Source organism: Herbaspirillum sp. CF444 (assembly GCF_000282135.1).
Taxonomy (GTDB): domain Bacteria; phylum Pseudomonadota; class Gammaproteobacteria; order Burkholderiales; family Burkholderiaceae_D; genus Herbaspirillum.
This window is the reverse complement of the sequence record NZ_AKJW01000016.1, coordinates 82,071-106,594: the sequence shown is the minus strand read 5'-3', so window position 1 is coordinate 106,594 and position 24,524 is coordinate 82,071. Positions and strand designations below refer to the sequence as shown.

Annotated in this window: 23 protein-coding genes; 18 read left to right on the top strand and 5 right to left on the bottom strand. The window is 59.5% G+C overall.

Annotated features, from left to right (window positions below; translation table 11 throughout):
- Window positions 1–4 precede the first annotated feature (4 nt).
- The 18 genes from rpsA (at window position 5) to PMI16_RS03100 (ending at window position 17,936) form a co-directional block, all read left to right on the top strand.
- Complete coding sequence (gene rpsA / locus PMI16_RS03185) at window positions 5–1,720, top strand: 30S ribosomal protein S1 (protein ID WP_081493360.1); 1,716 nt, start codon at window positions 5–7, stop codon at window positions 1,718–1,720.
- 13 nt (window positions 1,721–1,733) lie between these two features.
- Window positions 1,734–2,039 carry an integration host factor subunit beta gene (locus tag PMI16_RS03180; RefSeq protein ID WP_007876341.1) on the top strand — a complete coding sequence of 102 codons (306 nt, stop codon included), beginning with the start codon at window positions 1,734–1,736 and terminating at the stop codon, window positions 2,037–2,039.
- 242 nt (window positions 2,040–2,281) lie between these two features.
- Window positions 2,282–2,608 carry a LapA family protein gene (locus PMI16_RS03175; RefSeq protein ID WP_007876339.1) on the top strand — a complete coding sequence of 109 codons (327 nt, stop codon included), beginning with the start codon at window positions 2,282–2,284 and terminating at the stop codon, window positions 2,606–2,608.
- Between the two features lie 11 nt (window positions 2,609–2,619).
- Window positions 2,620–3,795 carry a lipopolysaccharide assembly protein LapB gene (gene lapB, locus PMI16_RS03170; protein WP_007876338.1) on the top strand — a complete coding sequence of 392 codons (1,176 nt, stop codon included), beginning with the start codon at window positions 2,620–2,622 and terminating at the stop codon, window positions 3,793–3,795.
- 32 nt (window positions 3,796–3,827) lie between these two features.
- Complete coding sequence (locus PMI16_RS03165; protein WP_007876335.1) at window positions 3,828–5,204, top strand: UDP-glucose dehydrogenase family protein; 1,377 nt, start codon at window positions 3,828–3,830, stop codon at window positions 5,202–5,204.
- Between the two features lie 4 nt (window positions 5,205–5,208).
- Window positions 5,209–6,138: a D-glycero-beta-D-manno-heptose-7-phosphate kinase gene (gene rfaE1, locus PMI16_RS03160; protein WP_007876333.1), complete on the top strand. Its 930-nt coding sequence runs from the start codon at window positions 5,209–5,211 to the stop codon at window positions 6,136–6,138.
- Between the two features lie 142 nt (window positions 6,139–6,280).
- Window positions 6,281–6,655, top strand: coding sequence for a ComEA family DNA-binding protein (locus tag PMI16_RS03155; protein ID WP_007876331.1), 375 nt, complete (start codon window positions 6,281–6,283; stop codon window positions 6,653–6,655).
- Between the two features lie 326 nt (window positions 6,656–6,981).
- Window positions 6,982–7,950, top strand: coding sequence for a sensor domain-containing diguanylate cyclase (locus tag PMI16_RS03150; protein WP_007876329.1), 969 nt, complete (start codon window positions 6,982–6,984; stop codon window positions 7,948–7,950).
- A 55-nt stretch (window positions 7,951–8,005) separates the two neighbouring features.
- Window positions 8,006–9,451: a mannose-1-phosphate guanylyltransferase/mannose-6-phosphate isomerase gene (locus PMI16_RS03145; RefSeq protein ID WP_007876327.1), complete on the top strand. Its 1,446-nt coding sequence runs from the start codon at window positions 8,006–8,008 to the stop codon at window positions 9,449–9,451.
- Window positions 9,452–9,568: 117 nt separating this feature from the next.
- The gene (locus PMI16_RS03140; protein WP_007876325.1) at window positions 9,569–11,596 is read left to right on the top strand and encodes a DNA polymerase III subunit gamma/tau; all 2,028 of its coding nucleotides are present in this window, start codon (window positions 9,569–9,571) and stop codon (window positions 11,594–11,596) included.
- A 93-nt stretch (window positions 11,597–11,689) separates the two neighbouring features.
- The gene (locus PMI16_RS03135) at window positions 11,690–12,016 is read left to right on the top strand and encodes a YbaB/EbfC family nucleoid-associated protein (RefSeq protein WP_007876323.1); all 327 of its coding nucleotides are present in this window, start codon (window positions 11,690–11,692) and stop codon (window positions 12,014–12,016) included.
- 67 nt (window positions 12,017–12,083) lie between these two features.
- Window positions 12,084–12,386: a YciI family protein gene (locus PMI16_RS03130; protein ID WP_007876321.1), complete on the top strand. Its 303-nt coding sequence runs from the start codon at window positions 12,084–12,086 to the stop codon at window positions 12,384–12,386.
- The gene (gene recR / locus PMI16_RS03125; protein ID WP_034379011.1) at window positions 12,383–12,979 is read left to right on the top strand and encodes a recombination mediator RecR; all 597 of its coding nucleotides are present in this window, start codon (window positions 12,383–12,385) and stop codon (window positions 12,977–12,979) included. The genes PMI16_RS03130 and recR overlap by 4 nt, the downstream gene beginning before the upstream one ends.
- A gap of 134 nt (window positions 12,980–13,113) precedes the next feature.
- On the top strand, window positions 13,114–14,358 hold the full coding sequence (locus tag PMI16_RS03120; RefSeq protein WP_007876318.1) for a CaiB/BaiF CoA transferase family protein: 1,245 nt from the start codon (window positions 13,114–13,116) through the stop codon (window positions 14,356–14,358).
- Between the two features lie 85 nt (window positions 14,359–14,443).
- A complete protein-coding gene (locus PMI16_RS03115; RefSeq protein WP_007876317.1) occupies window positions 14,444–15,481 on the top strand; it encodes an ABC transporter substrate-binding protein in 1,038 nt (345 codons plus the stop codon).
- Between the two features lie 140 nt (window positions 15,482–15,621).
- The gene (locus tag PMI16_RS03110; RefSeq protein ID WP_007876316.1) at window positions 15,622–16,431 is read left to right on the top strand and encodes an ABC transporter ATP-binding protein; all 810 of its coding nucleotides are present in this window, start codon (window positions 15,622–15,624) and stop codon (window positions 16,429–16,431) included.
- A gap of 42 nt (window positions 16,432–16,473) precedes the next feature.
- The gene (locus PMI16_RS03105) at window positions 16,474–17,325 is read left to right on the top strand and encodes an ABC transporter permease (protein WP_007876313.1); all 852 of its coding nucleotides are present in this window, start codon (window positions 16,474–16,476) and stop codon (window positions 17,323–17,325) included.
- 230 nt (window positions 17,326–17,555) lie between these two features.
- A complete protein-coding gene (locus PMI16_RS03100) occupies window positions 17,556–17,936 on the top strand; it encodes a DUF3597 domain-containing protein (RefSeq protein ID WP_007876311.1) in 381 nt (126 codons plus the stop codon).
- 86 nt (window positions 17,937–18,022) lie between these two features.
- On the opposite strand, the gene tal is transcribed toward PMI16_RS03100, so the two are convergent.
- The 5 genes from tal to pgi form a co-directional block, all read right to left on the bottom strand.
- Window positions 18,023–18,964, bottom strand: coding sequence for a transaldolase (gene tal / locus PMI16_RS03095; RefSeq protein WP_007876309.1), 942 nt, complete (start codon window positions 18,962–18,964; stop codon window positions 18,023–18,025).
- A 55-nt stretch (window positions 18,965–19,019) separates the two neighbouring features.
- A complete protein-coding gene (locus tag PMI16_RS03090; RefSeq protein ID WP_007876307.1) occupies window positions 19,020–20,249 on the bottom strand; it encodes an AGE family epimerase/isomerase in 1,230 nt (409 codons plus the stop codon).
- Between the two features lie 71 nt (window positions 20,250–20,320).
- On the bottom strand, window positions 20,321–21,175 hold the full coding sequence (locus tag PMI16_RS03085) for an SIS domain-containing protein (RefSeq protein WP_007876305.1): 855 nt from the start codon (window positions 21,173–21,175) through the stop codon (window positions 20,321–20,323).
- A 23-nt stretch (window positions 21,176–21,198) separates the two neighbouring features.
- Window positions 21,199–22,668 (bottom strand): glucose-6-phosphate dehydrogenase, encoded by a 1,470-nt coding sequence (gene zwf / locus PMI16_RS03080; protein WP_007876304.1) that lies wholly within the window; start codon window positions 22,666–22,668, stop codon window positions 21,199–21,201.
- Window positions 22,669–22,721: 53 nt separating this feature from the next.
- Entirely contained in the window at window positions 22,722–24,368 is a 1,647-nt protein-coding gene (gene pgi, locus PMI16_RS03075) for a glucose-6-phosphate isomerase (protein ID WP_034379009.1), read from the bottom strand.
- Between the last annotated feature and the right edge of the window lie 156 nt (window positions 24,369–24,524).

Genomic DNA, 24,524 nt, shown 5'->3' with positions numbered 1-24,524 from the left:
ATCTATGTCTACCACTACTGTCCTGGCTCCTGGAGCCGCTGGCGCTGATGCATTTGCAGCGCTGTTTGAAGAATCGCTGTCACGTCAAGACATGCGTTCTGGTGAAGTCATTTCGGCTGAAGTCGTCCGCCTCGACCATAACTTCGTTATCGTCAACGCCGGTCTGAAGTCCGAAGCCTTCATTCCTATCGAAGAATTCAAAAATGACAACGGCGAACTCGAAGTCAACGTCGGCGATTTCATCTCCGTTGCGATCGAATCGCTGGAAAACGGTTTCGGCGACACTATCCTGTCGCGCGACAAGGCCAAGCGTCTGGCATCGTGGCTCTCGCTCGAAAAAGCGATGGAGTCCGGCGAGATCGTCGTTGGTACTGTCAATGGCAAGGTCAAGGGCGGTCTGACCGTTCTGACCAACGGTATTCGTGCCTTCCTGCCAGGTTCGCTGGTGGATACACGTCCGGTCAAGGATACAACGCCTTTCGAAGGCAAGACCCTGGAATTCAAGGTCATCAAGCTGGATCGCAAGCGCAACAACGTCGTGTTGTCGCGTCGCGCCGTCATCGAAGCATCGATGGGCGAAGAGCGTCAAAAGCTGATGGAAACCCTGAAAGAAGGCACTGTGGTTACCGGTGTCGTCAAGAACATCACCGACTACGGCGCGTTCGTGGATCTGGGCGGCATCGACGGCCTGCTGCACATCACCGACCTGGCATGGCGTCGTGTGCGTCACCCATCGGAAGTGCTCACAGTCGGTCAAGAGATCACTGCCAAGGTCCTCAAGTACGATCAAGAGAAGAACCGCGTTTCGCTGGGCGTCAAGCAACTGGGCGACGACCCATGGACAGGTCTGTCCCGTCGTTACCCGCAAGGCACACGCCTGTTCGGTAAGGTCACCAACCTGACAGACTACGGCGCATTCGTCGAAGTCGAGCAAGGTATCGAAGGCCTGGTGCACGTTTCCGAAATGGACTGGACCAACAAGAACGTCGCGCCTAACAAGGTTGTTCAGCTGGGCGACGAAGTTGAAGTCATGGTTCTGGAAATCGACGAAGAGCGTCGCCGTATCAGCCTGGGCATGAAGCAATGCAAGCCGAATCCTTGGGATGATTTCGCGATCAGCCACAAGAAGGGCGACAAGGTCAAGGGCGCCATCAAGTCGATCACCGACTTCGGCGTGTTTATCGGCCTGACCGGCAACATCGACGGCCTGGTTCACCTGTCCGACCTGTCCTGGACTGAAACCGGCGAAGAAGCTGTCCGCCGCTTCAAGAAGGGCGACGAGCTGGAAGCCGTCGTTCTGGCAATCGACGTCGAGCGCGAGCGCGTTTCCCTGGGCGTCAAGCAACTGGAAGGCGATCCGTTCAACAACTTCGCTGCAATGAACGACAAGGGCGCACTGGTTACCGGTACCGTCAAGTCGGTCGAGCCTAAGGGCGCAGTGATCCAGTTGTCCGACGAAGTCGAAGGCTACCTGCGTGCATCCGAAATCTCGCGCGACCGCGTTGAAGATGCGGGTACCCACCTGAAGGTCGGCGACAGCGTTGAAGCACTGGTCATCAACATCGACCGCAAGGCGCGCAGCATCCAATTGTCGATCAAGGCAAAGGACAATGCCGAGACCCAAGAAGCAATGCAAAAGATGTCTTCGGACTCCAGCGCTGCTTCCGGCACCACCAGCCTGGGTGCACTGCTGAAGGCAAAGCTCGACAACAAGAACTGATCAGTCGAGCATAATGACCAAGTCTGAGCTGATCGCTCGCCTGGCCGAGCGTTATCCGCAACTTGTCGCCAAGGATGCGGATTACGCGGTCAAAACCATCCTCGATGCAATGGTCGATGCACTTGCAACCGGCCAGCGTATCGAGATCCGTGGTTTTGGCAGCTTTGCGTTAAATCGCAGGCCGCCTCGCATCGGTCGCAATCCCAAGTCGGGCGACAAAGTGATGGTGCCGGAAAAGCGCGTACCTCATTTCAAGCCCGGCAAGGAATTGCGTGAGCGTGTCGACGCCATGGTGGGGCAACCCATCAAGGAAGACTAAGTTGTTGCGCCTGCTGCAGGGCAAGCGGGACCGTTGAGCGCATCAAGTTGTATGGAGTGTAAATAGCGCTTAACAAATTAAACGGCATCTTTGGATGCCGTTTTTTTTCACGTACAATTTCAACTCTGCCGTATTGGCGATCCGATTGGATGTGTTTCCTGTCGTTTGGTCGCCCGTGCAGCATGCTGTACCTTATCGCCAAGCCATCGAGGCCGGCCAATACATCAAAAAGGATTAGCGCCATGAAGATAATTTCAAGACTGATTGCGGCCATCCTGTTTATTCTTTTCTTTTTCTTTGCGCTGAAAAACACGCAAGAAGTCACACTGCATTTCTTCCTCGGCTATGAACGCACCGATCCGCTGGTGCTCGTGTTGCTGGTCTGCTTCGTCGGCGGCGCCATTCTCGGCGTGCTGGCCATGACGCCGATCGTGTTCCGTCATCGTCGCGAAGCCTCCAGGCACAAGAAAACCGTTTCGACGCTGCAGAAAGAACGTGAAGCCCAGCAACTGGCGCAAATCCAGCCGCCGCAGCCGGACAGCGTCGTTCCTCCCCAGCATCTCATCTAAAAAAGACTTCTATGGAATTTGAATTCTGGTGGCTGCTCGGCATCCCCGTGTTTTTCGGTCTCGGCTGGATTGCGGCGCGTGTCGATATCAACCAGTTGATTTCCGAATCGCGTACCTTGCCGCGCGGTTATTTCAAGGGATTGAATTTCCTTCTGAACGAACAGCCGGACAAGGCGATCGATGCGTTCATCGAAATCGTCAAGCTCGACCCGGAAACCGTCGATCTGCATTTTGCGCTGGGTAACCTGTTCCGCCGCCGCGGCGAGACCGAGCGCGCGATTCGCGTTCACCAGAACCTGCTGGCGCGCCCCGACTTGCCGGCGGAGCACAAGGCGCATGCGCAGTACGAACTGGGGCAGGATTACCTGAAAGCCGGCCTGCTGGATCGCGCGGAAGAAACCTTCCATCTGCTCAACGACACGCAATACGGCGCCCAGGCCGGCCGCGCCTTGCTGGAAATCTACCAGCGCGAAAAAGAATGGGCGCGCGCCATCAAAGCCGCGGAGACCCTGCAAGCTTCCGGCGCCGGCGGGCGACAGAAAGAAATCGCGCAGTTTTATTGCGAACTGGCGGAGGACGAACTGGTGCACACCCATCCCGACGCCGCCATGAACATGCTGGAAAAAGCGCTGGCCACCGATCGCAAGAGCGTACGTGCCAACATCTTGCTGGGCGATGTGTATCTGGCCAAGGGCGACGTCGAAGCGGCGTTGCTGGCCTGGCGCCGCGTCGAACACCAAAGCGTGCCGCATGCCGCCCTGGTGGCGCAGCGTTTGCTTGATGGTTATCAGGCGGTAGGTCGCATGAAGGAAGGTTTGAATCTGCTGCGCGCCTATCAGGCGGAAGCGCCCTCCATCGATTTGCTGGAAGTGGTGTTCAAGGCAGTGCTGGAGCTGGAAGGCGTGGACGCTGCCAATCAGCTGGTCAGCGATGAGTTGCGCAGGACGCCGACCCTGCTGGGGCTGGATAAATTCCTGGAGGCGCGCATGCTCAATGCCCCGGCGGAAATTCGTCCCGAGCTGTCCGTGGTCAAGACGCTGGTGCACAGTTATACGCAAAAGCTGGCCAGATACCAGTGCACGCATTGCGGCTTCAAGGCGCGCCAGTTCTACTGGCATTGCCCGGGATGCAATCATTGGGAAACCTACCCGCCGCGCCGTACCGAAGAACTGAATGTAATGAACTAGGGCGCTCCGGCGCTCGCATCCGTAGGAATACTATGAAAATTACCATCATCGGCACCGGCTATGTCGGGCTCGTCACCGGCGCCTGCCTGGCGGAGCTGGGCAACGACGTGTTTTGTCTCGACGTCGACCAGTCCAAGGTCGACATTCTCAACAATGGCGGCATTCCTATCCATGAACCCGGCCTGGAAGATGTCGTGGCGCGCAACCGCGCGGCCGGCCGCCTGACGTTTTCGACCGACGTCGCCGCCAGCGTGGCGCATGGCGACGTCCAGTTCATCGCGGTAGGCACGCCGCCCGATGAAGACGGCTCCGCGGACTTGCAGTACGTTCTGGCGGCTGCGCGCAACATCGGCAGGCACATGACCGGTTTCAAGGTCATCGTCGACAAATCGACGGTGCCGGTCGGCACGGCTGACCGCGTGCACGCTGCGGTTCAGCAGGAGTTGGAGCAGCGCGCGGTGAAGGATGCTGCGTTTTCGGTGGTCTCCAATCCCGAGTTCCTCAAGGAAGGCGCGGCGGTCGAAGACTTCATGCGTCCGGATCGCATCGTCATCGGTCACGACAACACGCCGGAAGGGCAACGGGCCTATTCGACGATGAAGAAGCTGTACGCGCCGTTCAACCGCAATCACGAACGTACTTACTGGATGGATGTGCGTTCCGCCGAGTTCACCAAATACGCGGCGAACGCCATGCTGGCCACGCGCATCTCGTTCATGAACGAACTGGCCAATCTGGCGGACAAAGTCGGCGCCGACATCGAAGCCGTGCGTCACGGCATCGGCTCCGATCCGCGCATCGGCCACAGCTTCCTGTACGCCGGTTGCGGCTACGGCGGCTCCTGTTTTCCGAAGGACGTGCAGGCGCTGGAGCGCACGGCGCGCGACTATGATCAGGAGCTGCATATCCTGCGCGCCGTGGAGCAGGTCAACAACAACCAGAAGCATGTGCTCGGCAAGAAAGTCGTGACGCGTTTCGGCGAGAACCTGCAAGGCAGGCATTTTGCAATCTGGGGGCTGGCGTTCAAACCGAATACCGACGACATGCGCGAAGCGTCTTCGCGCGTCTTGCTGGGCGAGCTGATCGAGCGCGGCGCCACTGTCGCCGTGTATGATCCGGTGGCCATGAAGGAAGCCAGGCGCGTCCTGGCGCTGGATTTTGCCGGCAACGACGAGGCGCTGTCCCGCATACGCTTCTGCGAAACCCCGATGGACGCCTTGCAAGATGCGGATGGCCTGGCCATCGTGACCGAATGGAAGGCGTTCAGAAGTCCGGACTTCGACCAGCTCAAGGCCAAGCTCAAGACGCCGGTTATCTTCGACGGCCGCAATCTGTTCGAACCGCAAGTGATGGCCGATATCGGCGTTGAATATCACGGCATCGGCCGCTCCATTCTGACCAAGGCATAAGTTCATGGCGACAACACTTCCTTCCACCGACAACGCCCGCATCCTGATCGTCGGCGACGTCATGCTGGACCGTTACTGGTTCGGTGAAGTCAATCGCATCTCGCCTGAGGCGCCGGTGCCGATCGTGCGTGTCGAACGCCGTGAAGAACGCCTGGGCGGCGCCGCCAACGTGGCGCGCAATGCCGCGACCCTCGGCGCGCAAACCGGCCTGTTGGGCGTCATCGGCCAGGATGAGGCGGGCGCCGTCGTCGAAGGCTTGCTGACCGAACTCGGCATCGACAGCTATCTCAACCGCGATCAGGCCATCTCGACCATCATCAAGTTGCGCGTGATCGGCCGTCAGCAACAGCTGGTGCGCGTCGATTTCGAAGATGCGCCGACCGACACCGTGTTGCGCGACAAGCTGACGCAATACAACGCGCTGGCCGGCAACTACGACGTCATTATTCTGTCCGACTACGCCAAAGGCAGCCTGGTCAATGTCGCCGACATGATCGGCGTCGGTCGCAAGCTGGGAAAACGCATCCTGGTCGATCCCAAGGGCGATGACTTCTCTCGCTACAAAGGCGCTTCCATCCTGACACCCAACCGTTCCGAACTCATCCGGATCGTCGGCAATTGGAAGACCGAAGACGAACTCACCGCCAAGGCCCAAAACCTGCGTCGGGCGTTGGAACTGGAAGCGCTGCTGCTGACGCGTTCCGAAGAGGGCATGACGCTGTATCTGGAGAACGAAGTCGTGAATTTCCCCGCCGTTGCGCGCGAGGTATTCGACGTCTCCGGCGCCGGCGACACGGTGATTGCGACGCTGGCCGTGATGCTCGGCAACGGCGTCGCCTTGCCGGAAGCGGTCAGGATCGCCAACCAGGCCGGCGGCATCGTGGTCGGCAAGCTGGGCACGGCGACCGTCACGCGCGAAGAGCTTTCTCTCTAATTTATTTCAGGTTTATTTCGTTTCTATTTTGTCAACTTTTGTTCCGAGGCATCGTTAAATCATTCAGCCAGCCGATTTTGCTCGCTGACGTTGTACTCAATGATTTATTCAATGACTTAACGCTTACCTCGAAAGGAACATCATGTTGAAAAAAATCTTGCTGGCAATCTGCGTATTTGCCATGAGCGCCGGCCTGGCATTTGCCCAGGCTGACGTCAACAAGGCGGATCAGGCCGGACTGGACGGCATCAAGGGCATCGGCCCGGCGATGTCCAAGCGCATTCTCGATGAACGCAAAAAGGGCGACTTCAAGGACTGGACCGACTTTGAAACCCGCGTCAAAGGCGTCGGCGACAAAAGTGCAAACAAGTTGTCCGACGCCGGCCTGACGGTGAACGGCCAGCCGCGCAGCAAGTCGCTGGTTACCAGCAAGGGCGAGGCGAAGCCTTTCCCCAAAAAGATGAAGGAGCAGGAAGCCAAAGCGGACAAACCGGCCCCTGCCGCCGCCAAGAGCTGATGGCGCGCCATCCTGCAGCACACTGAACTTGCTCGTCGATAAACCCCGCTTTTGCGGGGTTTTTTGTTTTGGCGCGGGTAAGTCGTCATCTGGCCCGATGGCCGCTTGCGAATAAAAATAATCGGCATTACAGTCATAGAGCCTGTTAACAATTAATAAAAAGCTTTGATTTGCCGATATGGCAATGATCCGTACGGCAATTGCGCGTCATTGCATGAATGCGCGACGGACAAGGCGGAGGAAAAGGCGCCGGCAACGCGGTGCGTGCTTGCGCCGCAATTCTGCATGTCAACGAGTTCTGTCAATGACTGGGCAAAAAAGGACTTATGAAAATCGCTGATATTCCCGTTGACGAGCAGGCGCGCGTCGCCGAGTTGCATTCCTTGCACATTCTGGATACCCCGCCCGAGGAACGCTTCGATCGCCTGACCAGACTGGCGCGCCGTTTGTTTGCAGTGCCGATTGCCGTGGTGAGCCTGGTGGATGCCAAGCGGCAGTGGTTCAAGTCGCGTATCGGCGTCGAGCCCCATGAAACAGGCCGCGATGTGTCGTTCTGCGCGCATGCGATCTTGCGCGATGATGTCATGGTGGTGAGCGATGCCCTGGAAGATCCGCGGTTTCAGGATAACCCGCTGGTCGTGGGCGATCCGTTTGTCCGCTTCTATGCGGGATGTCCGATCCGCAGTCCGCAGGGGCACAAACTGGGAACCTTGTGTCTCCTCGATACGATTCCGCGCGAATTCAACGACGATGACCGGATCATGCTGGCCGACCTGACGCGCATGGTCGAGCAGGAAATGGCGGCGGTGCATCTCGCGACCATGGACGAACTCACCAAGCTGTCCAATCGCCGCGGGTTTGAATCGCTGTCCCAACATGCCCTGAATATGTGCAAGCGCCTGGGCCGGCCGGCGTCCTTGCTGTATTTCGACCTCGATCTGTTCAAGCAGATCAATGACCGCTTCGGCCATGCCGAAGGGGATCGGGCGTTGGTCAATTTCGGTCGGATCCTGATGGCCAATTTCCGCGAGTCGGACGTGATCGGCCGTCTCGGCGGCGACGAATTCGCCGTGTTCCTGACCAATACCGCGGGGCAGGAAACCGCGACGGTGCTCGCCCATCTGGACGCCGCGATCAATGAATACAATCATGCCGGCAAGCGCGGTTACGACCTGCTGTATAGTGTCGGCTTCGTTGAATATAATCCGGCCATGCATGATACGATTGGTGACCTGATGAACAGCGCCGATGCCCTGATGTATCAGCACAAGAAGCGTCGTCGCGAAGCGCCGTGATTCTCTTTGCCCGAGACGCGGGGACATCTGCCTCCCAATAAACAGCGATAGAGTAATGACATATCTGCAGCCAGTAATTCTCTCAGGCGGTTCCGGTACACGCTTGTGGCCGCTTTCCCGCGAACAATATCCCAAACAACTGTTGCCGCTGGTCGGCGCCGATACGATGCTGCAGGCGACTGCCTTGCGTATCCAGGACGGCGGCGACGACTATGCGTTGATTGAGGAGCCTGTTGTCGTCTGCAATGAAGAATACCGTTTCATCACTGCCGAGCAATTGCGCGCGGTGGGGCGTCCGAGCAAACATATCGTACTGGAACCGTTTGGACGGAATACTGCGCCGGCGCTGACGCTGGCGGCTTTGCTCGCGCATCGGGACAAGGGCGATCCGATTTTGCTGGTGATGCCGGCAGACCATGTCATCCGTGATGTCGATGCCTTTCAGGCCGCGATCAGGAAAGGCATTCCTCACGCAGTTGCAGGCGCCATGGTGACATTCGGCATTGTCGCGGATCATCCCGAAACCGGTTACGGCTACATCCGGCGCGGCAAAGCAGTGGACGGTGCATATGCCATCGACAGCTTTGTGGAAAAACCGGATGTCGCCACGGCCCAGCGCTACATCGATGCGGGCGATTACCTCTGGAATAGCGGCCTGTTCATGATGCGCGCCAGCGTCTGGTTGCGCGCAATGGACCATTTTCAGCCGGCCATGGCGGAGGCTTGCCGCACCGCATTCGACGGCGGCAGGCAAGACCTCGACTTTTATCGTATCGACAAGGCTGCCTTTGAAGCGTGTCCGGCAGACTCCATCGACTACGCCGTCATGGAAAAACTGGCTGGAGCATCGGCACTTGGCATTGAAGGCCGCATCATTCCGTTGGCGGCAGGATGGTCCGATGTCGGCGCATGGGATGCGCTGTGGGAAGTGTCCGAGAAAGATGCCGCGGGCAACGTCGCGCGTGGCGACGTCATGCTGGTTCAGGCTTCGAATAACCTGGTGTTTGCACAGGAACGTCTGGTTGCCTGTGTGGGCATCGATAATCTGGTGATTGTCGAGACCTCCGACGCCGTCATGGTTGCCGATAAAGGCAATATGCAAGAGGTCAAGCAGATTGTTGCCCGGTTGAAGGAGCAGGAGCGCGGCGAAGCCGTGACGCATCGCAAGATTCACCGTCCCTGGGGCTGGTATGACTCCATCGACGCCGGCGAGCGTTTCCAGGTCAAGCGCATTGTGGTCAATCCCGGTTGTACGCTGAGCTTGCAGATGCACCATCATCGCGCCGAGCACTGGATCATCGTCAAGGGCACGGCGCGCATTACGCGCGGCGAAGAGGTTTTCCTGCTGTCCGAAAACCAGTCGACTTATATTCCGCTGGGCGTTACGCACCGGCTCGAGAATCCCGGCAAGTTCCCGTTGGAAATGATCGAAGTGCAGTCGGGCAGTTATCTGGGGGAAGACGATATCGTCCGCTTTGAAGACACCTACGGCCGGAAATAATCCGCTTCTCTCCCAACGCTATCAGGTCCGACAAGCCAATTCCGCGATAGTCGGTTAAGACGGGCCCGAAATAGAATAAAATGCCCGTCTGACCCAACGCCTAAGCCCCCTAAGTTTATGTCCTACCAAGTTCTCGCCCGTAAATACCGCCCCCGCAGCTTCGATACGCTGGTCGGGCAGGAACACGTCGTGCGGGCGCTGACACATGCGCTGGATCAGCAGCGGCTGCACCATGCCTACCTGTTTACCGGTACTCGCGGCGTAGGCAAGACCACGCTCTCGCGCATCCTGGCCAAGTCGCTCAATTGCCAGGGCCCGGACGGCAACGGCGGCATTACCGCGCAGCCCTGCGGCGTGTGCGAGGCCTGCGTTGCCATCGATGCCGGCCGCTTTGTCGACTACATTGAAATGGATGCCGCCTCCAACCGCGGCGTCGATGAAATGGCGCAGTTGCTGGAGCAGGCGATTTACGCGCCGTCCAACGCTCGCTTCAAGGTCTACATGATCGACGAAGTGCACATGCTCACCAACCACGCCTTCAACTCGATGCTGAAGACGCTGGAAGAACCGCCCGAACACGTCAAGTTCATCCTGGCGACGACCGATCCGCAAAAGATTCCCGTGACCGTGCTGTCGCGTTGCTTGCAGTTCAATCTGAAGCAAATGCCGCCGGGCCACATCATCAGCCACCTGGACAACATCCTCGGCCAGGAAAACATCGAATTCGAAGCGCCGGCGCTGCGCCTGCTGGCACAAGGCGCACACGGCTCGATGCGCGACGCGCTGTCGCTGACCGACCAGGCGATTGCCTACGCCGCCGGCAAGGTCACGCTGGAAGCAGTGCAGGGCATGCTCGGTGCGCTCGATCAGTCGTATCTGATCCGCGTGCTCGACGCGCTGGCGGCGCAAGACGGCGCCGCCTTGCTGTCGGTTGCCGATGAAATGGCCACGCGCAGTTTGTCGTACAACGCTGCCTTGCAGGATCTGGCAACGCTGCTGCATCAGATCGCTCTGGCGCAAACGGTGCCGGCTGCGCTGGCGGAAGACGTGCCGCAGCGGGAAGACATCGTGCGCCTGGCGTCGCAATTCAATCCGGAAGAAGCGCAGCTGTTTTACCAGATCGCCGTCCACGGCCGCAACGAATTGGGTCTGGCTCCGGACGAATACGCCGGCTTCAGCATGACCTTGTTGCGCATGCTGGCGTTTCGTCCGGTTGCCGCAGGTGCGGCCGGTGCCGTGGGCAGTGCGCCGGCAGCGCCCGTCGCGAGACCGACAGCCGCACCGGCCCGGTCCACGCCCGCAGCCGCTCCCCTGAGCGCAGCGCCGCAAGTGGCGACGGCCAGTGCGCCCGTTTCGCGTCCGCCAGCCTCCTCGGTCCCGGCAGCAGGTCCCGCCAACTCGGCGCGCGCCGCCGCATTGGAAGCCGCCCGTGCCGCCTCGGGCAAGAGTGCGCCGCGTCCTGCGGCAGTTGCTTCCGCGCCGATGCCGGTTCAGGCCGCTCCTGTCGCTGCCCCGACACCTGCGCCGGCAGCCATGTCCGACGACACGCCGCCCCCCTGGGATGAAGAGCCGGCCGGCGCCGACGCTCAAAAAAAAACTGAACAGTATTCAGCCGACAGCGTAAACGCTGCGGCCTCAGTGGCAATTTATACTGCAGCCGACAACGCGGAAGACGCCATTGTCCTCGCGCCGCCGGTTGCGCCCGCCAGTACGATCACTCCCGCGATGCAGGCCCAGACCGCGCAGGTGGCTGCCGAACTCGGTTGGGACGGCAACTGGCCGCATCTGGCCGCCGACTTGCCGCTGCGCGGCATGGTGCAGCAGATGGCGCAACAGAGCGAACTGGTACGATGCGAACTGACCGGAAATACCGTTTGTTTCCATTTGCGCATCCCGGTAGAAACCTTGCGCGCCTCCGGCAACGTCGACAAACTGGCGTCCGCCCTGGGTGAGCGTTTCGGCAAGAGCGTCAGGGTGGAAACCGAAATCGGCCTGGTGGCGCACACCGCCAACGCCAAAGCCGAAGCCGATCGTGCCGACCGGCAACGCGAGGCGGAAAAGACCGTGCAGAACGATCCCTTCGTGCAAGTCATGATGCGCGAGTTCGGCGCGTCCATCGTGCCGGGGTCGATCCGGCCGCTGTAACGGACAATACACGGACAGGCGGAAGGCGCCGATGTGCCATTTCCGCCACGGCATGCGAAAGATGAATCAACTTAGTTACCAAGGAGTACGACCATGATGAAAGGCCAACTGGCAGGCTTGATGAAGCAGGCTCAAGCGATGCAGGACAACATGAAAAAGATGCAAGAGCAGCTTGCATTGATCGAAGTCGAAGGACAGTCGGGCGCAGGACTGGTCAAAGTCGTGATGACCTGCAAGAATGACGTCAAGCGCGTCTCTATCGATCCTTCGCTGCTGGCTGACGACAAGGACATGCTGGAAGATCTGGTTGCCGCCGCCTTCAACGACGCAGTGCGCAAGGCCGAAGCAACCTCGCAGGAAAAAATGGCGGGCATGACTGCCGGCATGCCGTTGCCGCCAGGGTTCAAGATGCCGTTCTAAACCCGTATCGGTATGATGTGGCAACGCGCTGTCGATGCGGCAGTGCTTGCTTTCTGAAGGAGGCATCATGTTCGTTATCTCGATTACCTATACCAAGTCGGCAAGCGAAATAGACGCGCTGCTGACTGCGCATAAGCAATTCCTGAACGAACAGTATGCCGACGGCGTGTTCCTGATGTCGGGCCGCAAGGTGCCGCGCAGCGGCGGCATCATCATCGCCGACGCTACCGACCGCGCCGAAGTCGAAGCCATCATCGAAACCGACCCGTTCTACATCGGCGGCGTCGCAGAATATGAAATCACCGAGTTCGTTCCATCCATGACGGCCGAAGCGCTTTCCGTCTTCCGGCATATCTCAGACAGAAATTGAAAACCCCGTCCAGTCTTACCCTTCTTACGGAATCCCTGCGCACCCTTCCAGGCATCGGTCCCAAATCGGCGCAGCGCATGGCCTACCATCTGCTGCAGCATGATCGCGACGGCGCCCTGCAACTGAGCCGCGCGCTTGCCCAGGCGGCCGAAACGATCCGCCACTGCGCCTTGTGCAACACCTTCACCGAACAAGTCATCTGCGACACCTGCCAGGACGGCGAGCGCGACACCACCGTGTTGTGCGTGGTCGAAACGCCCGGCGATCAACTGATGATCGAGCAGACGCTGACCTTCAAGGGTTTGTATTTCGTGCTCATGGGGCGCCTGTCGCCGCTGGACGGCATCGGTCCCAAGGACATCCATCTGGAAAAACTGATCACGCGCGCCACCGACGGCGTCGTGGCGGAAGTGGTGCTGGCCACCAATTTCACCAACGAGGGAGAAGCCACGGCCCACTACATCAGCGAAACGCTCAAGGCGCGCGGCCTCAGGGTCAGCCGTCTGGCGCGCGGCGTGCCGGTGGGCGGCGAACTGGAATACGTCGATGCAGGCACCATTGCACGCGCCATGCTGGACCGGCGCGCAACGTAGTTCGAACATGCAGCAGAAGCAAGGCACGACATAACAAAGCAGGAGAGGAGATTCGGGACACGCCGGCATCGGAAGCAAATGAGATCGACTCCAGTCGATACCCTGGCCGCAGCCACTGTCCCGACAATAAAAGTATGGAAAAGAAACCCACAAGCGGCCCCTTGGCCGGCATCAAGGTACTCGAACTCGGCACGCTGATCGCCGGCCCGTTCTGCTCGCGCATGCTGGCGGAATTCGGCGCCGACGTCATCAAGGTCGAAGCGCCCGAAGTCGGCGACCCGCTGCGTCAGTGGCGCGTGCTCAAGGACGGCACTTCGCTGTGGTGGTCGGTGCAGGCGCGCAACAAGAAAAGCCTGACGCTGAACATGAAGGATACTCAGGCGCAGGACATCGCGCGCCGTCTCGCGCTGGACGCCGACATCATCATCGAGAACTATCGTCCCGGTGTATTGGAAAAGTGGAACCTCGGTTACGAAGCGCTCAAAAAATTGAATCCCGCCACCATCATGGTGCGCTTGTCCGGCTATGGCCAGACGGGTCCGCTCAAGGATTTGCCGGGCTTTGGCGCCATCGGCGAATCGATGGGCGGCATTCGTTATGTCTCCGGCCATCCCGATCGGCCGCCGGTGCGCATCGGCATTTCCATCGGCGACTCGATTGCCGCCTTGCACGGCGTCATCGGCGCGATGATGGCCTTGCGCCATCGCGACGTCACCGGCGGCCGCTGGAACGGCAAGGACGGCGAGCTGTGCGTGGCAGGGCAGGGCCAGATGGTCGACGTCGCGTTGTACGAATCGGTGTTCAACATGATGGAGTCGCTGGTGCCGGAATTCGACCAGGCCGGCGTGGTGCGCGAACGCACGGGCGGCGCCTTGCCCGGCATCGTGCCGTCCAACACCTACACCACCGCCGACGGCAAGAACATCGTCATCGCCGGCAACGGCGACGCCATCTTCAAACGCCTCATGATCGCCATCGGTCGCAACGACATGGCCGACGATCCGCAACTTGCGCGTAACGACGGCCGCGTGCCGCGCACCGAAGAAATCGACCGGGCCATTCAGGCCTGGTGCGATACCCGGACCATCGACGATGCGCTGGCCATCCTGCAGGCGGCGGACGTCCCGGTCGGCAAGATTTACTCGGTGCGCGACATGATGACCGACCCGCAATTCCTGGCGCGCAACATGTTCGAGCAACACGCCTTCGCCGACGGCACGCCGATCAAATTGCCGGCCGTCACGCCCAAATTGTCGGAGACGCCGGGCGGCACGAAATGGATAGGTCCAGGGCTCGGCGAGCATAACGCTGAAATCTTGCGTTCGCTGGGGTATGATGACGCACAAATTACGCAGTTGCGGCAAGACAAGGTCATCTGAAGACCGTCATTCCAGGACGGCCTGAAGTCAAGCAACAAGTCAGCGTAAGCAAGCACAAATAAGCACGCTCATAGGAGGAGACCGCATGAAGTTCAACCTGAAGCAATTCGCCATCGCCCTGGCCCTGTTCCTGGCCGGCTACCTGACCTTCAATAGCAATCTGTTCGCGCAGACGCTGGAAAAACCGAAGGTATCCATCGCCGTCGGCGGCAAGAACCTGTTTTACTATCTGCCGTTGACCGTGGCCGAGCAACTGGGTTACTTCAAGGATGAAGGCCTGCAAGTCGAAATCTCCGACTTCGCCGGCGGCGCCAAGGCGCTGCAGGCCATGGTGGGCGGCAGCGCGGACGTGGTCTCCGGCGCTTACGAGCACACCATCAACATGCAGGCAAAGAACCAGTCCATCGTCGCTTTCGTCTTGCAAGGCCGCGCACCGCAAATCGTGTTCTCGGTCAACAACAAGACCATGCCGAACTACAAGACCATCGCCGACCTGAAGGGCAAGAAGATCGGCGTGACGGCGCCGGGTTCCTCGACCAGCGTCATGGCCAGCTTCGTTCTGGCCAAGGCCGGGCTGAAGCCGACTGACGTGTCCTTTATCGGCGTCGGTGCAGCGGCAGGCGCCTTGTCCGCCATCCGTTCCGGCCAGATCGATGCGATCGCCAACCTGGATCCGGTGATCGCCATGCTGGAACAAAAGGGTGAAATCAAGACCATCGCCGACACCCGCACGCTGAAGGACACCAACGAGGTCTTCGGCGGCCCGATGCCGGCAGCGACCTTGTACGCGCCGGAAGCCTTCATCAAGAAATATCCGAACACCACGCAAGCGCTGACCAACGCCATGGTGCGCGCGCTGAAATGGATCCAGAAGGCGGGTCCTTCCGACATCATCAAAGCCGTTCCGGAAAGCTATCTGCTGGGTGACCGAGCGCTGTACATTGCAGCCTTCCTGAAGGTGCGCGAAGCGATTTCTCCGGATGGCGTCTTCCCGGATGCCGGCCCTGCGATTGCCTTGAAGACGCTGCAAGCCTTCGAGCCTGACCTGGCCAACAAGAAGATCGATTTGTCCAAGACCTACACCAACGATTTCGTCAAGAAGGCCAACGCCAAGTACAAGTGAGCGACCTTCATCAGTGACAACACACGGGCGCCTTCGGGTGCCCGTCTGCAATTTGCAGTCCCGTATATCGTATCCATCATCTTTGTTTTGATGCTTTCTCTCAACGCACCAACATTCGGCCTGGCCGGAAAATCCTCGCTATGACGCCAGCACTTTTTCTCGACGACATTACCTGCACCTTTGTTTCCAAGGACGACCGCACGCAACGCTACACCGCCGTCGCCAACACCACGCTGGCGATCGCGCCGGGCGAGTTCGTCTCCGTCGTGGGACCGACCGGTTGCGGCAAATCGACTTTGCTCAATGTCGGCGCCGGCTTGTTGCAACCATCCTCGGGCAGCATCAAGATCTTCGGCGAAGAGCTGGCCGGCATCAACAAGCGCGCCGGCTACATGTTCCAGGCCGAAGCGCTGATGCCATGGCGCAGCGCGCTGGAGAACGTCATCGCCGGCCTGCAATATCGCGGCATGGATGATCGCGAGGCGAAAGAGCTCGGCGAACAATGGCTGGCGCGCGTCGGCCTCAAAGGCTTCGGCGACCGCTATCCACATCAATTATCGGGCGGCATGCGCAAGCGCGTGGCGCTGGCGCAAACGCTGATCATGGATCCGGACATCATCCTGATGGACGAACCGTTTTCCGCACTCGACATCCAGACCCGTCAGCTGATGGAAAACGAAGTGCTCGATCTGTGGAACGCCAAGAAAAAAGCCGTGCTGTTCATCACGCATGACCTCGACGAAGCCATCGCCATGTCCGACCGCGTAGTGGTGCTGTCGGCCGGGCCGGCCACGCATCCCATCGGCGAATTCACGATCGACCTGCCGCGTCCGCGCGACGTCGCCGAGATTCGCACGCATCCCCGTTTTGTCGAACTGCACCAGCAAATCTGGTCGGTCCTGCGCGACGAAGTGCTCAAGGGATATCAGCAACAAAAAACCGCGGCCTGAGTCCTCAGCCGGCCGACACAGAAAACTGAACAAAGAATCGTCATGTGGAAACTCCTCAAACCAAGTCATAAAAATCTGCGCTTCTGGCAACTGCTGGTGCTGGTCGTCGTGCTCGGCGTCTGGCACATCGCCACGCGCAATGAGCAGACCGCGTTCTTCTTCGGCGAACCGCTGAAAGTCGCGGTGCGCATCTGGCAATGGTTCACCGTCGGCAGCGGCTCGCTGGAAGTCGGCTTCGGCGACACCACCTTCTTTACGCTGACTTTCCCGGCAGAGATTTATTCGCACCTGCTGGTCACGCTGACGGAAACGGTGCTGGCCTTCGGCATCGGCACCGTGCTGGGCCTGGGCATCGGTCTCTGGCTGGCGCTGTCGCCGGTGGCGTCGGCCATCCTCGATCCTTACGTCAAGGCCGCCAATTCGATGCCGCGCGTGATCCTGGCGCCGATCTTTGCGATGTGGTTCGGCCTGGGCATCTGGTCCAAGGTCGCGCTGGCGGTGACGCTGGTGTTCTTCATCGTGTTCTTCAACGTCTATCAGGGCGTAAAGGAAGTCAGCCCGGTGGTGCTCGCCAATGCGCGCATGCTCGGCGCCAACGCGCGCCAGCTGTTGCGCACGGTCTATCTGCCGTCGGCGACGTCGTGGGTGTTTTCCAGCTTGCATACGTCCATCGGCCTGGCCTTCGTCGGCGCGGTGGTGGGCGAGTACCTCGGCTCGGCGCGCGGCGTCGGTTATCTGATTTTGCAGGCGGAAGGCAGTTTCGACATCAATACGGTGTTTGCCGGCATTGTGGTGCTGACGGCCTTTGCGCTGGTGCTGGACGTCGCGGTCGGCGTGATCGAAAAGCGCCTGATGAAGTGGCAGCCTAAATCGGGCGAGACCGAAAAGCTGTAATCGCGCATACGACCGGTGGACAGTAATTTGGTGAAAGAAAAGAGGCGGATATCCTGCCTCTTTTTATTTATGTTTCGCGAAAAGCTGCGGGCACGATTGAAGTTCTTCGGCATGCACGCTACTTGTCATTGCGTTACAAAATGCGCAGGAACTTCACCTGAACAGGGCTCTCTCAGCTGGCTGTTGTCTCTTCGGGCAACAGCTTTGTTTATCCCTTTCAGGAGAACGCCATGGGCATTCTGAGTACTATTTTCAGCAAGATATTTCCTTCTTCTCATCCCACCCAGAATGATGCCGCTAATACCACCGCGCCTGCATCGGACACCGGCGTCGTCGCGGGACAGGTAACACCCCTGGTCGACGTGGAAGCCATCCTGAACGACATGGCCGCGAAGAATCCGCAGAAACTGAACTGGCAGACTTCCATCGTCGACCTGATGAAGTTGCTCGATCTGGACAGCAGCCTTGCTGCACGCAAGGAACTGGCAACGGAATTGCTGTATCAGGGCGACACCAACGATTCGGCTGCCATGAACATCTGGCTGCACAAGCAGGTCATGGCCAAGCTGGCGGAGAACGGCGGCAAGGTGCCGGATGCGCTGAAGAACTAAAAGTCGGTAGCGCGATCATTCCTGGCAATAAAAAAGAGGCGTTGTTGCGCCTCTTTTTATTGGATTGATTTCCGAGCGTAGATGCGTTACATGGCAGAGCGCATCTCATCAATCATTCTGTTCAGCGTGCTGGTGTCTGCGCAGAACAGGCGGATGCCTTCCGCCAGTTTTTCCGTCGCCATGGCGCTGTCGTTCAACTGGAGGCGGAAATCCTTTTCCGAAGTCGGTGGAGGATGGCCGCCTTGATCTTGCGCCGCTTCGCGGGTCAGCTTGCGTGTCACCGGCTCGTTGCTTTCGGTGAGTTTTTTCAACAGATCGGGGCTGATCGTCAGCAAGTCGCAGCCTGCCAGTTCGAGGATTTGCGATGTATTGCGGAAGCTCGCGCCCATCACCTCCGTCTTGTAATCGAAATAGCTGTAGTAATCGTAAATGCTGCGCACCGACTGCACGCCAGGATCGTCGGAACCGGTGAATTCCGTGCCTTCTGCCTTCTTGTACCAATCGTAGATGCGGCCGACAAAGGGTGAAATCAGGCGGACTTTGGCTTCTGCGCAGGCGATTGCCTGCGGTATCGAAAACAGCAAGGTCATGTTGCAACGAATGCCCTCGCGCTCCAGGACTTCGGCCGCGCGGATACCTTCCCAGGTGGAGGCAATCTTGATCAGCACGCGCTCTCTGGGGATGCTGGCGCGGCCATATAAATCGATGAGCTTGCGGCCTTTGTCGATGGTGGCCTTGGTGTCGAACGACAGGCTGGCGTCGACTTCGGTAGAAACGCGGCCAGGCACGATCTTCAGAATTTCTACGCCGAACGCCACCAGCAAATGGTCCATGATCTCATGCTGATTCCAGCGGTTGTCGTGCACCGCCTTTTCCAGCAGAGGCTTGTATTCATCCTTCTTCACCGCTTTCAGGATCAGTGAAGGATTGGTGGTCGCGTCACGCGGCGCAAATGCCTTCATGGACTCGAAGTCGCCGGTGTCGGCAACGACCGTGGTGTACTGCTTGAGCTGTTCTAACTGGTTCATGGCAGGCGATCTCTTGTGAATGGGCCAAATGGCATTTTACGTAAATTTTCGGGTGCTATCGCTTTTTCGGCAATGGCGCACCGACAGCATTCAGCGATTCCAGATAAGCGCCGAGCGGATGGTAGAAGTCGGTCTTGCCGTGCGGCGGTTTTTCGGGGCCGTAGCGCGTGTTGTCGCGTTGCAGGATGCGGTACCAGCCGCCGCGCTCCTGATCGATCAGGTGCTGCATGCTGTATTGCCAGAGTTGGTCGTAGACTTCCCAGTAGATCGCCTCGCCGGTGCGTTGCGCCAGCAGGGCTGCGGTGGCTAGCGATTCGGCCTGCACCCAGAAATACTTGTCGCCGTCGCATACGCTGTTGTCGGGTGCGATGCCGTAGAACAACCCGCCGTGTTCTTCATCCCAGGCGACGGGAATCGTGACGTCGAACAAGGCGCGCGCGCGCGGCGCCAGCCAGCTCGCGTCATCCTGCAGATGCTCGGCATGGCGTTCGAGGATCAGCAGCAGCTTGGACCATTCCGTCATGTGGCCCGGCTGGTAACCCCAGGGGCGGAACATGTTGGTGTTGTCGTGGCGGTTGTATTCCCAGTCGATCTTCCAGTCGGCGGTGTAGTGTTCCCAGATCCAGCCGTTGGCGAGCGCCGCCTGGCGCACGGTGATGTTGCGCGCCAGCCGTTCCGCGCGATGCAGGAAGCGGATGTCGCCGGTGGCTTCGTAGGCTGCCAGCAAGGCTTCGCAGCTGTGCATGTTGGCATTCTGGCCGCGATAGGACGACACCACGCCTTCGGGCGTCGCTTCGTCGGCGTAAAGGCCGTGCTGTTCGGACCAGAACAGCTTTTCCATGTGATCGAAGGTGGCATCGATATGCGCCCGAGTTTCTTCCACGCCGATGTCATAGGCATGTGCATACGCCAGCAGCACGAACGCCAGGCCGTAGCAATGTTGCGTGCGGTCGACCGGCACGCCGTCCTTGAGCACCCAGGCGTAGCCGCCGTAACTCGGTTGCCGGTGCTGTTCCTGCAAAAACTTCAGGCCGTGGCGCACCGCATCGCGGTGCATTTCCTTGTCGGTGAAGCGATATGCCAGCGCATGGCAAAACACCATGCGCGTGCTGTTGACCAGATGGCGGCTGTTGTCGTACACGCTGCCGTCATCATTGAGATAATGAAAGAAGCCGCCGGCCGGATCGAACGCATGCTGCGTGAAAAAATCGATGTCGCGTTGCAGGCGCTGATGCAGGAAGGCCGGCTCGCGGAAGGAAGTTGTCGGTGTCGTTGCAGAAGTCATGGCCAAGCTCAACGAAAGATCGATGGAAAGAGGGCGGGAAATTCGCCCTCAAGAGTAAAGGAAAGATTCGCTCAACGGAAGAACGAATCGAACTGCATGTCGAATTTTTGCAGGGATTTTTGTGCGTTCTGCATCTTCTTGCGGAATTCCGGACCGCGGCGCAGGGCCAGGCCGACCGCGAGGATGTCGATCACCACCAGATGCGCCAGGCGCGCCGAGATAGGCGTGTAAGGGTCGATGTTGAAGCTCAGGTCGATCGGCACCAGCACGGTCGCCAGTTCCGCCAGCGGCGTGCCGCTCGGCCCCAGCACGATGATGTCGGCGCCGCCCTTGCGCGCCAGCTGTACGCTGCGCAGCAGCGCCGCATTGCCGCCGCGCTGCGAGATCGCCACCACCGCGTCGCCGGGCTTGAGCAGCGATGCCGCGATACTGTGGATGTGCGGGTCGGAATAAGCAACGGTCGGCACGCCCGAGCGGAAGAATTTGTGCTGGGCATCGTTGGCGACAATACCTGAAGTGCCCTGGCCGTAGAATTCGATCTTGCTGGCGCGCGTCAGGACGTCGAGCGCCAACTGGATGGCGTCGGGATCGAGATGATTGCGCAAGTCGAGCAGGGTGTTGATCGAGCGGCTGCAGATTTTATTGACGAGGTCGATCGCGAGGTCGTCCTGTCCCAGCGACTCGTTGGCACCGGGCAGGGCGAGCGCCAGGCTTTGCGCCAGCTTGAGTTTGAAATCGTGCCATCCCTCGTAGCCGATGGCGCGGCAAAAACGGATCACGGTCGGCTCCGACACTTCGGCATTCTTGGCCAGCGCCGTCAGGTTCTCTTGCAGCGCAAGCTGCGGATTGGCGAGGATGGCAGCCGCGACCTTCTTCTCCGATTTGGAGAGCGAATTGATATGCGTGCGGATGGAGTCGAGTAGCATGGGGCTTCTGTTCAGTCTGTAAATTAAACTTCCGGCAGCGCTTCTTCGCGCCATTGCAAACCGTCGCGGCCGATCAGCGCGCTTGCCGCCGCCGGGCCCCAGGTGCCGGCGCTGTAGGGGATAGGATCGCTTTCTTCCTGATCCCAGTGTTCGAGGATGGGCTCGACCCATTCCCATGCCGCTTCCAGTTCGTCGCTGCGCATGAACAGCGTCAGCTGGCCGCGCAGCACGTCGAGCAGCAGGCGCTCGTAGGCTTCCATGCGCGGCGTCTTGAATTTTTCGCGGAAATCCAGTTCCAGTTCGACCGGCTTCAGGCGCATGCCGTCGCCCGGCGTCTTGGCCATCAGGTTCATGTGCAGGCCTTCGTCCGGCTGCAGGCGGATCACCAGGCAATTCGGCGTGCTGCTGTTGTTCTGCGTGAAGATCGAATGCGGCACGCTCTTGAAGCGCACCACGATTTCCGCCAGCTGGTCGGCCATGCGCTTGCCGGTACGCAGGTAGAACGGTACGCCGGCCCAGCGCCAGGTATCGATCTCGGCCTTGACCGCGACAAAGGTCTCGGTGCGCGAATCGGGATTGGCGTCTTCTTCCTTGCGATAGCCCGGGACGGCGACGCCGTTGACGTGACCGGCGCGATACTGGCCGCGCACGACGTTCATCGCCAGCGTGGTCGGCGTGAAGCGCTTGAGCGAACGCAGGACCTTGAGCTTTTCATCGCGCACGGAATCGGCCGAGTTGGATACCGGCGGTTCCATGGCGACGATACACAGCAGTTGCAGCAAATGGTTTTGCAGCATGTCGCGCAGCGCGCCGGAGGTATCGTAATAGTCGAAGCGGCCGCCCACGCCGAGTTCTTCGGCGATGGTGATCTGCACGTCGGAAATCCACTCGCGGCGCCACAGCGGTTCGAACAACACATTGCCGAAACGCAGCGCCAGCAAATTCTGCACCGCTTCCTTGCCGAGGTAGTGATCGATGCGGAAGATCTGCGATTCGCTGAAGTAACGGCCGACTTGCGCGTTGATGTCCTTGGCGCTTTCGAGGTCGTGGCCCAGCGGTTTCTCCAGCACCACGCGGGCGTTCGGCGTCGCCAGTCCGGCTTGCGACAGGTTGTCGCAGATCATCGAGAACAGCGTCGGCGGCGTCGCCAGGTAGAACACATGTGAGATCGCCGGATCGTTGCGCAGGGCGGCGACCAGGTTCTGGTAGGTCGCGGTTTCCTTGGCGTTGAGCGACACGTACTGGATGCGGCCGCAGAAGCGCAGCCAGACATCGGCGTCCATGGTCGCGCTGCTGATGTGCGGCTTGGCGTTCTGTTCGACGATCTGCAGGAAGTCTTCGTTGCTCTTGTTGTCGCGGCCGATGCAGATGATGCGCGCGGTCGGCACGAGATCGCGCGCGCGGTCGCGGGCGTACAGCGCCGGCAGCAGTTTGCGCATCGCCAGGTCGCCGGTGCCGCCGAATAAAACCAGGTCAAAATCCGAAATAGCCATAGCAGTCTTCTTGTCTCAGTCAGTTGTTCGTAAATAATGTTCGGTTTTCCGCTTCAGGACAAAGCCTGTTTCGCCAATGCGATCAGTGCATTGGTCGAGCAATCGTGGCGCGCCGGCACGGCTTCGCCGGACAGCTCGGACTGGATGGTCTTGGCCAATACCTTGCCCAGTTCCACGCCCCATTGATCGAAGCTGTTGATGCCCCAGATGGTGCCCTGGACGAAGGTCTTGTGCTCATACAAGGCGATCAGTGCACCCAGCGTCGCCGGCGTCAGCGCATCGAGCAGCAGCGTGTTGCTCGGACGATTGCCGTTGAAGGTCTTGTGCGGCAGCAGGAAATCGATCTCGTCTTCCTCCACGCCTTGCTTGCTCAGGTCTGCGCGCACTTCTTCGGCTTGCTTGCCGCGCATGAAGGCTTCCGACTGCGCGAAACAGTTCGCCAGCAGCACCGCGTGATGGCCGGGCAAGTCGTGCGTCGGTTTGAGCACGGCGATGAAATCGATGGGCGTGATATCGGTGCCCTGGTGCAGCAATTGGAAGAACGCATGCTGGCCGTTGGTGCCGACGTCGCCCCAGATGAACGGACAGGTCGCCACGCCGACCGCCGTGCCGTCGCGCGTGATGCGCTTGCCGTTGCTTTCCATCTCCAGCTGCTGCAGATACGCAGGGAAGTGGCGCAGGTCGTGGTGGTAGGGGGCGATCGACAGCGATTCGCTGTTGAAGCAGTTGCGGTTCCAGATACCGATCAGCGCCTGGATGACCGGCATGTTTTGTTCCAGCGGCGCTTCGCAGAAATGCTTGTCCATCGCATGCGCGCCGGCCAGCAGGTCGCTGAAGTGCTTGAAGCCGATCGCCAGCGCAATCGACAGGCCGATCGACGACCACATCGAATAGCGTCCGCCGACCCAGTCCCAGAACGGAAACATGTTCTCGGGATCGATGCCGAAGGCGCGCACGGCGTCGGTGTTGGTCGACACCGCGACGAAGTGCTTCGCCAGCTCGGCCTCGCCTGCGCGCTGCAGGAACCAGTTGCGCGCCGAGCTGGCGTTCATCATGGTTTCCTGCGTGGTGAAGGTTTTGGAGGCGACGATGAACAGTGTTGTGTCGACGTCAACTTGTTGCAGCACCTCATCCAGGTCATGGCCGTCGACGTTGGAAACGAAATGCATTCTCAGGCGCGGATGGGCGAAGGTGCGCAGCGCCGTGCAGGCCATTTGCGGTCCCAGATGCGAGCCGCCGATGCCGATGTTGACGATGTCGGTGATCGCCTTGCCGCTGCGCCCCAGCCACTGGCCATCGCGCACGCGCTCGACAAAGCCGTGAATGCGATCCAACACGGCATGAACATCCTCGCCGATGTGCTGTCCATCTACTTGCAGGCTTTGGCCGCGCGGTGCGCGCAGGGCCGTGTGCAAGACGGCGCGGTGTTCGGTGAAGTTGATCTTGTCGCCATTGAACATGGCGGCGCGTTGCGTTTCGACGCCACGCTCGCGCGCCAGCTCGAACAGCAACTTGAGCGTAGTATTGTCGACACGGTTCTTGGAGTAATCGAACAGGATGCCGGCGGCCTTCACGGTCATGTGGTCGAAGCGCTTGGCGTCGGCGGCGAACAGGTCGCGCATGTGCCGCTCGCGGACGTCGACATGGTGAGACAAAAGTGCCTGGAAGGCTGCGGTCGCTGTGAGTGCTGTGTGCGGCATATTCTGCAATCTTGGCTGAAAGTGGAAGGATCGAGAAGAATCTTTACTATACATGAATTACTGATTTTATAGTAATTTCACTACAATACTCGCCGCGTCATTCAGCCTTGAAATCGACTTGTAACGCAGTTGTCATAGGTTAGTAAGGAAAATCGG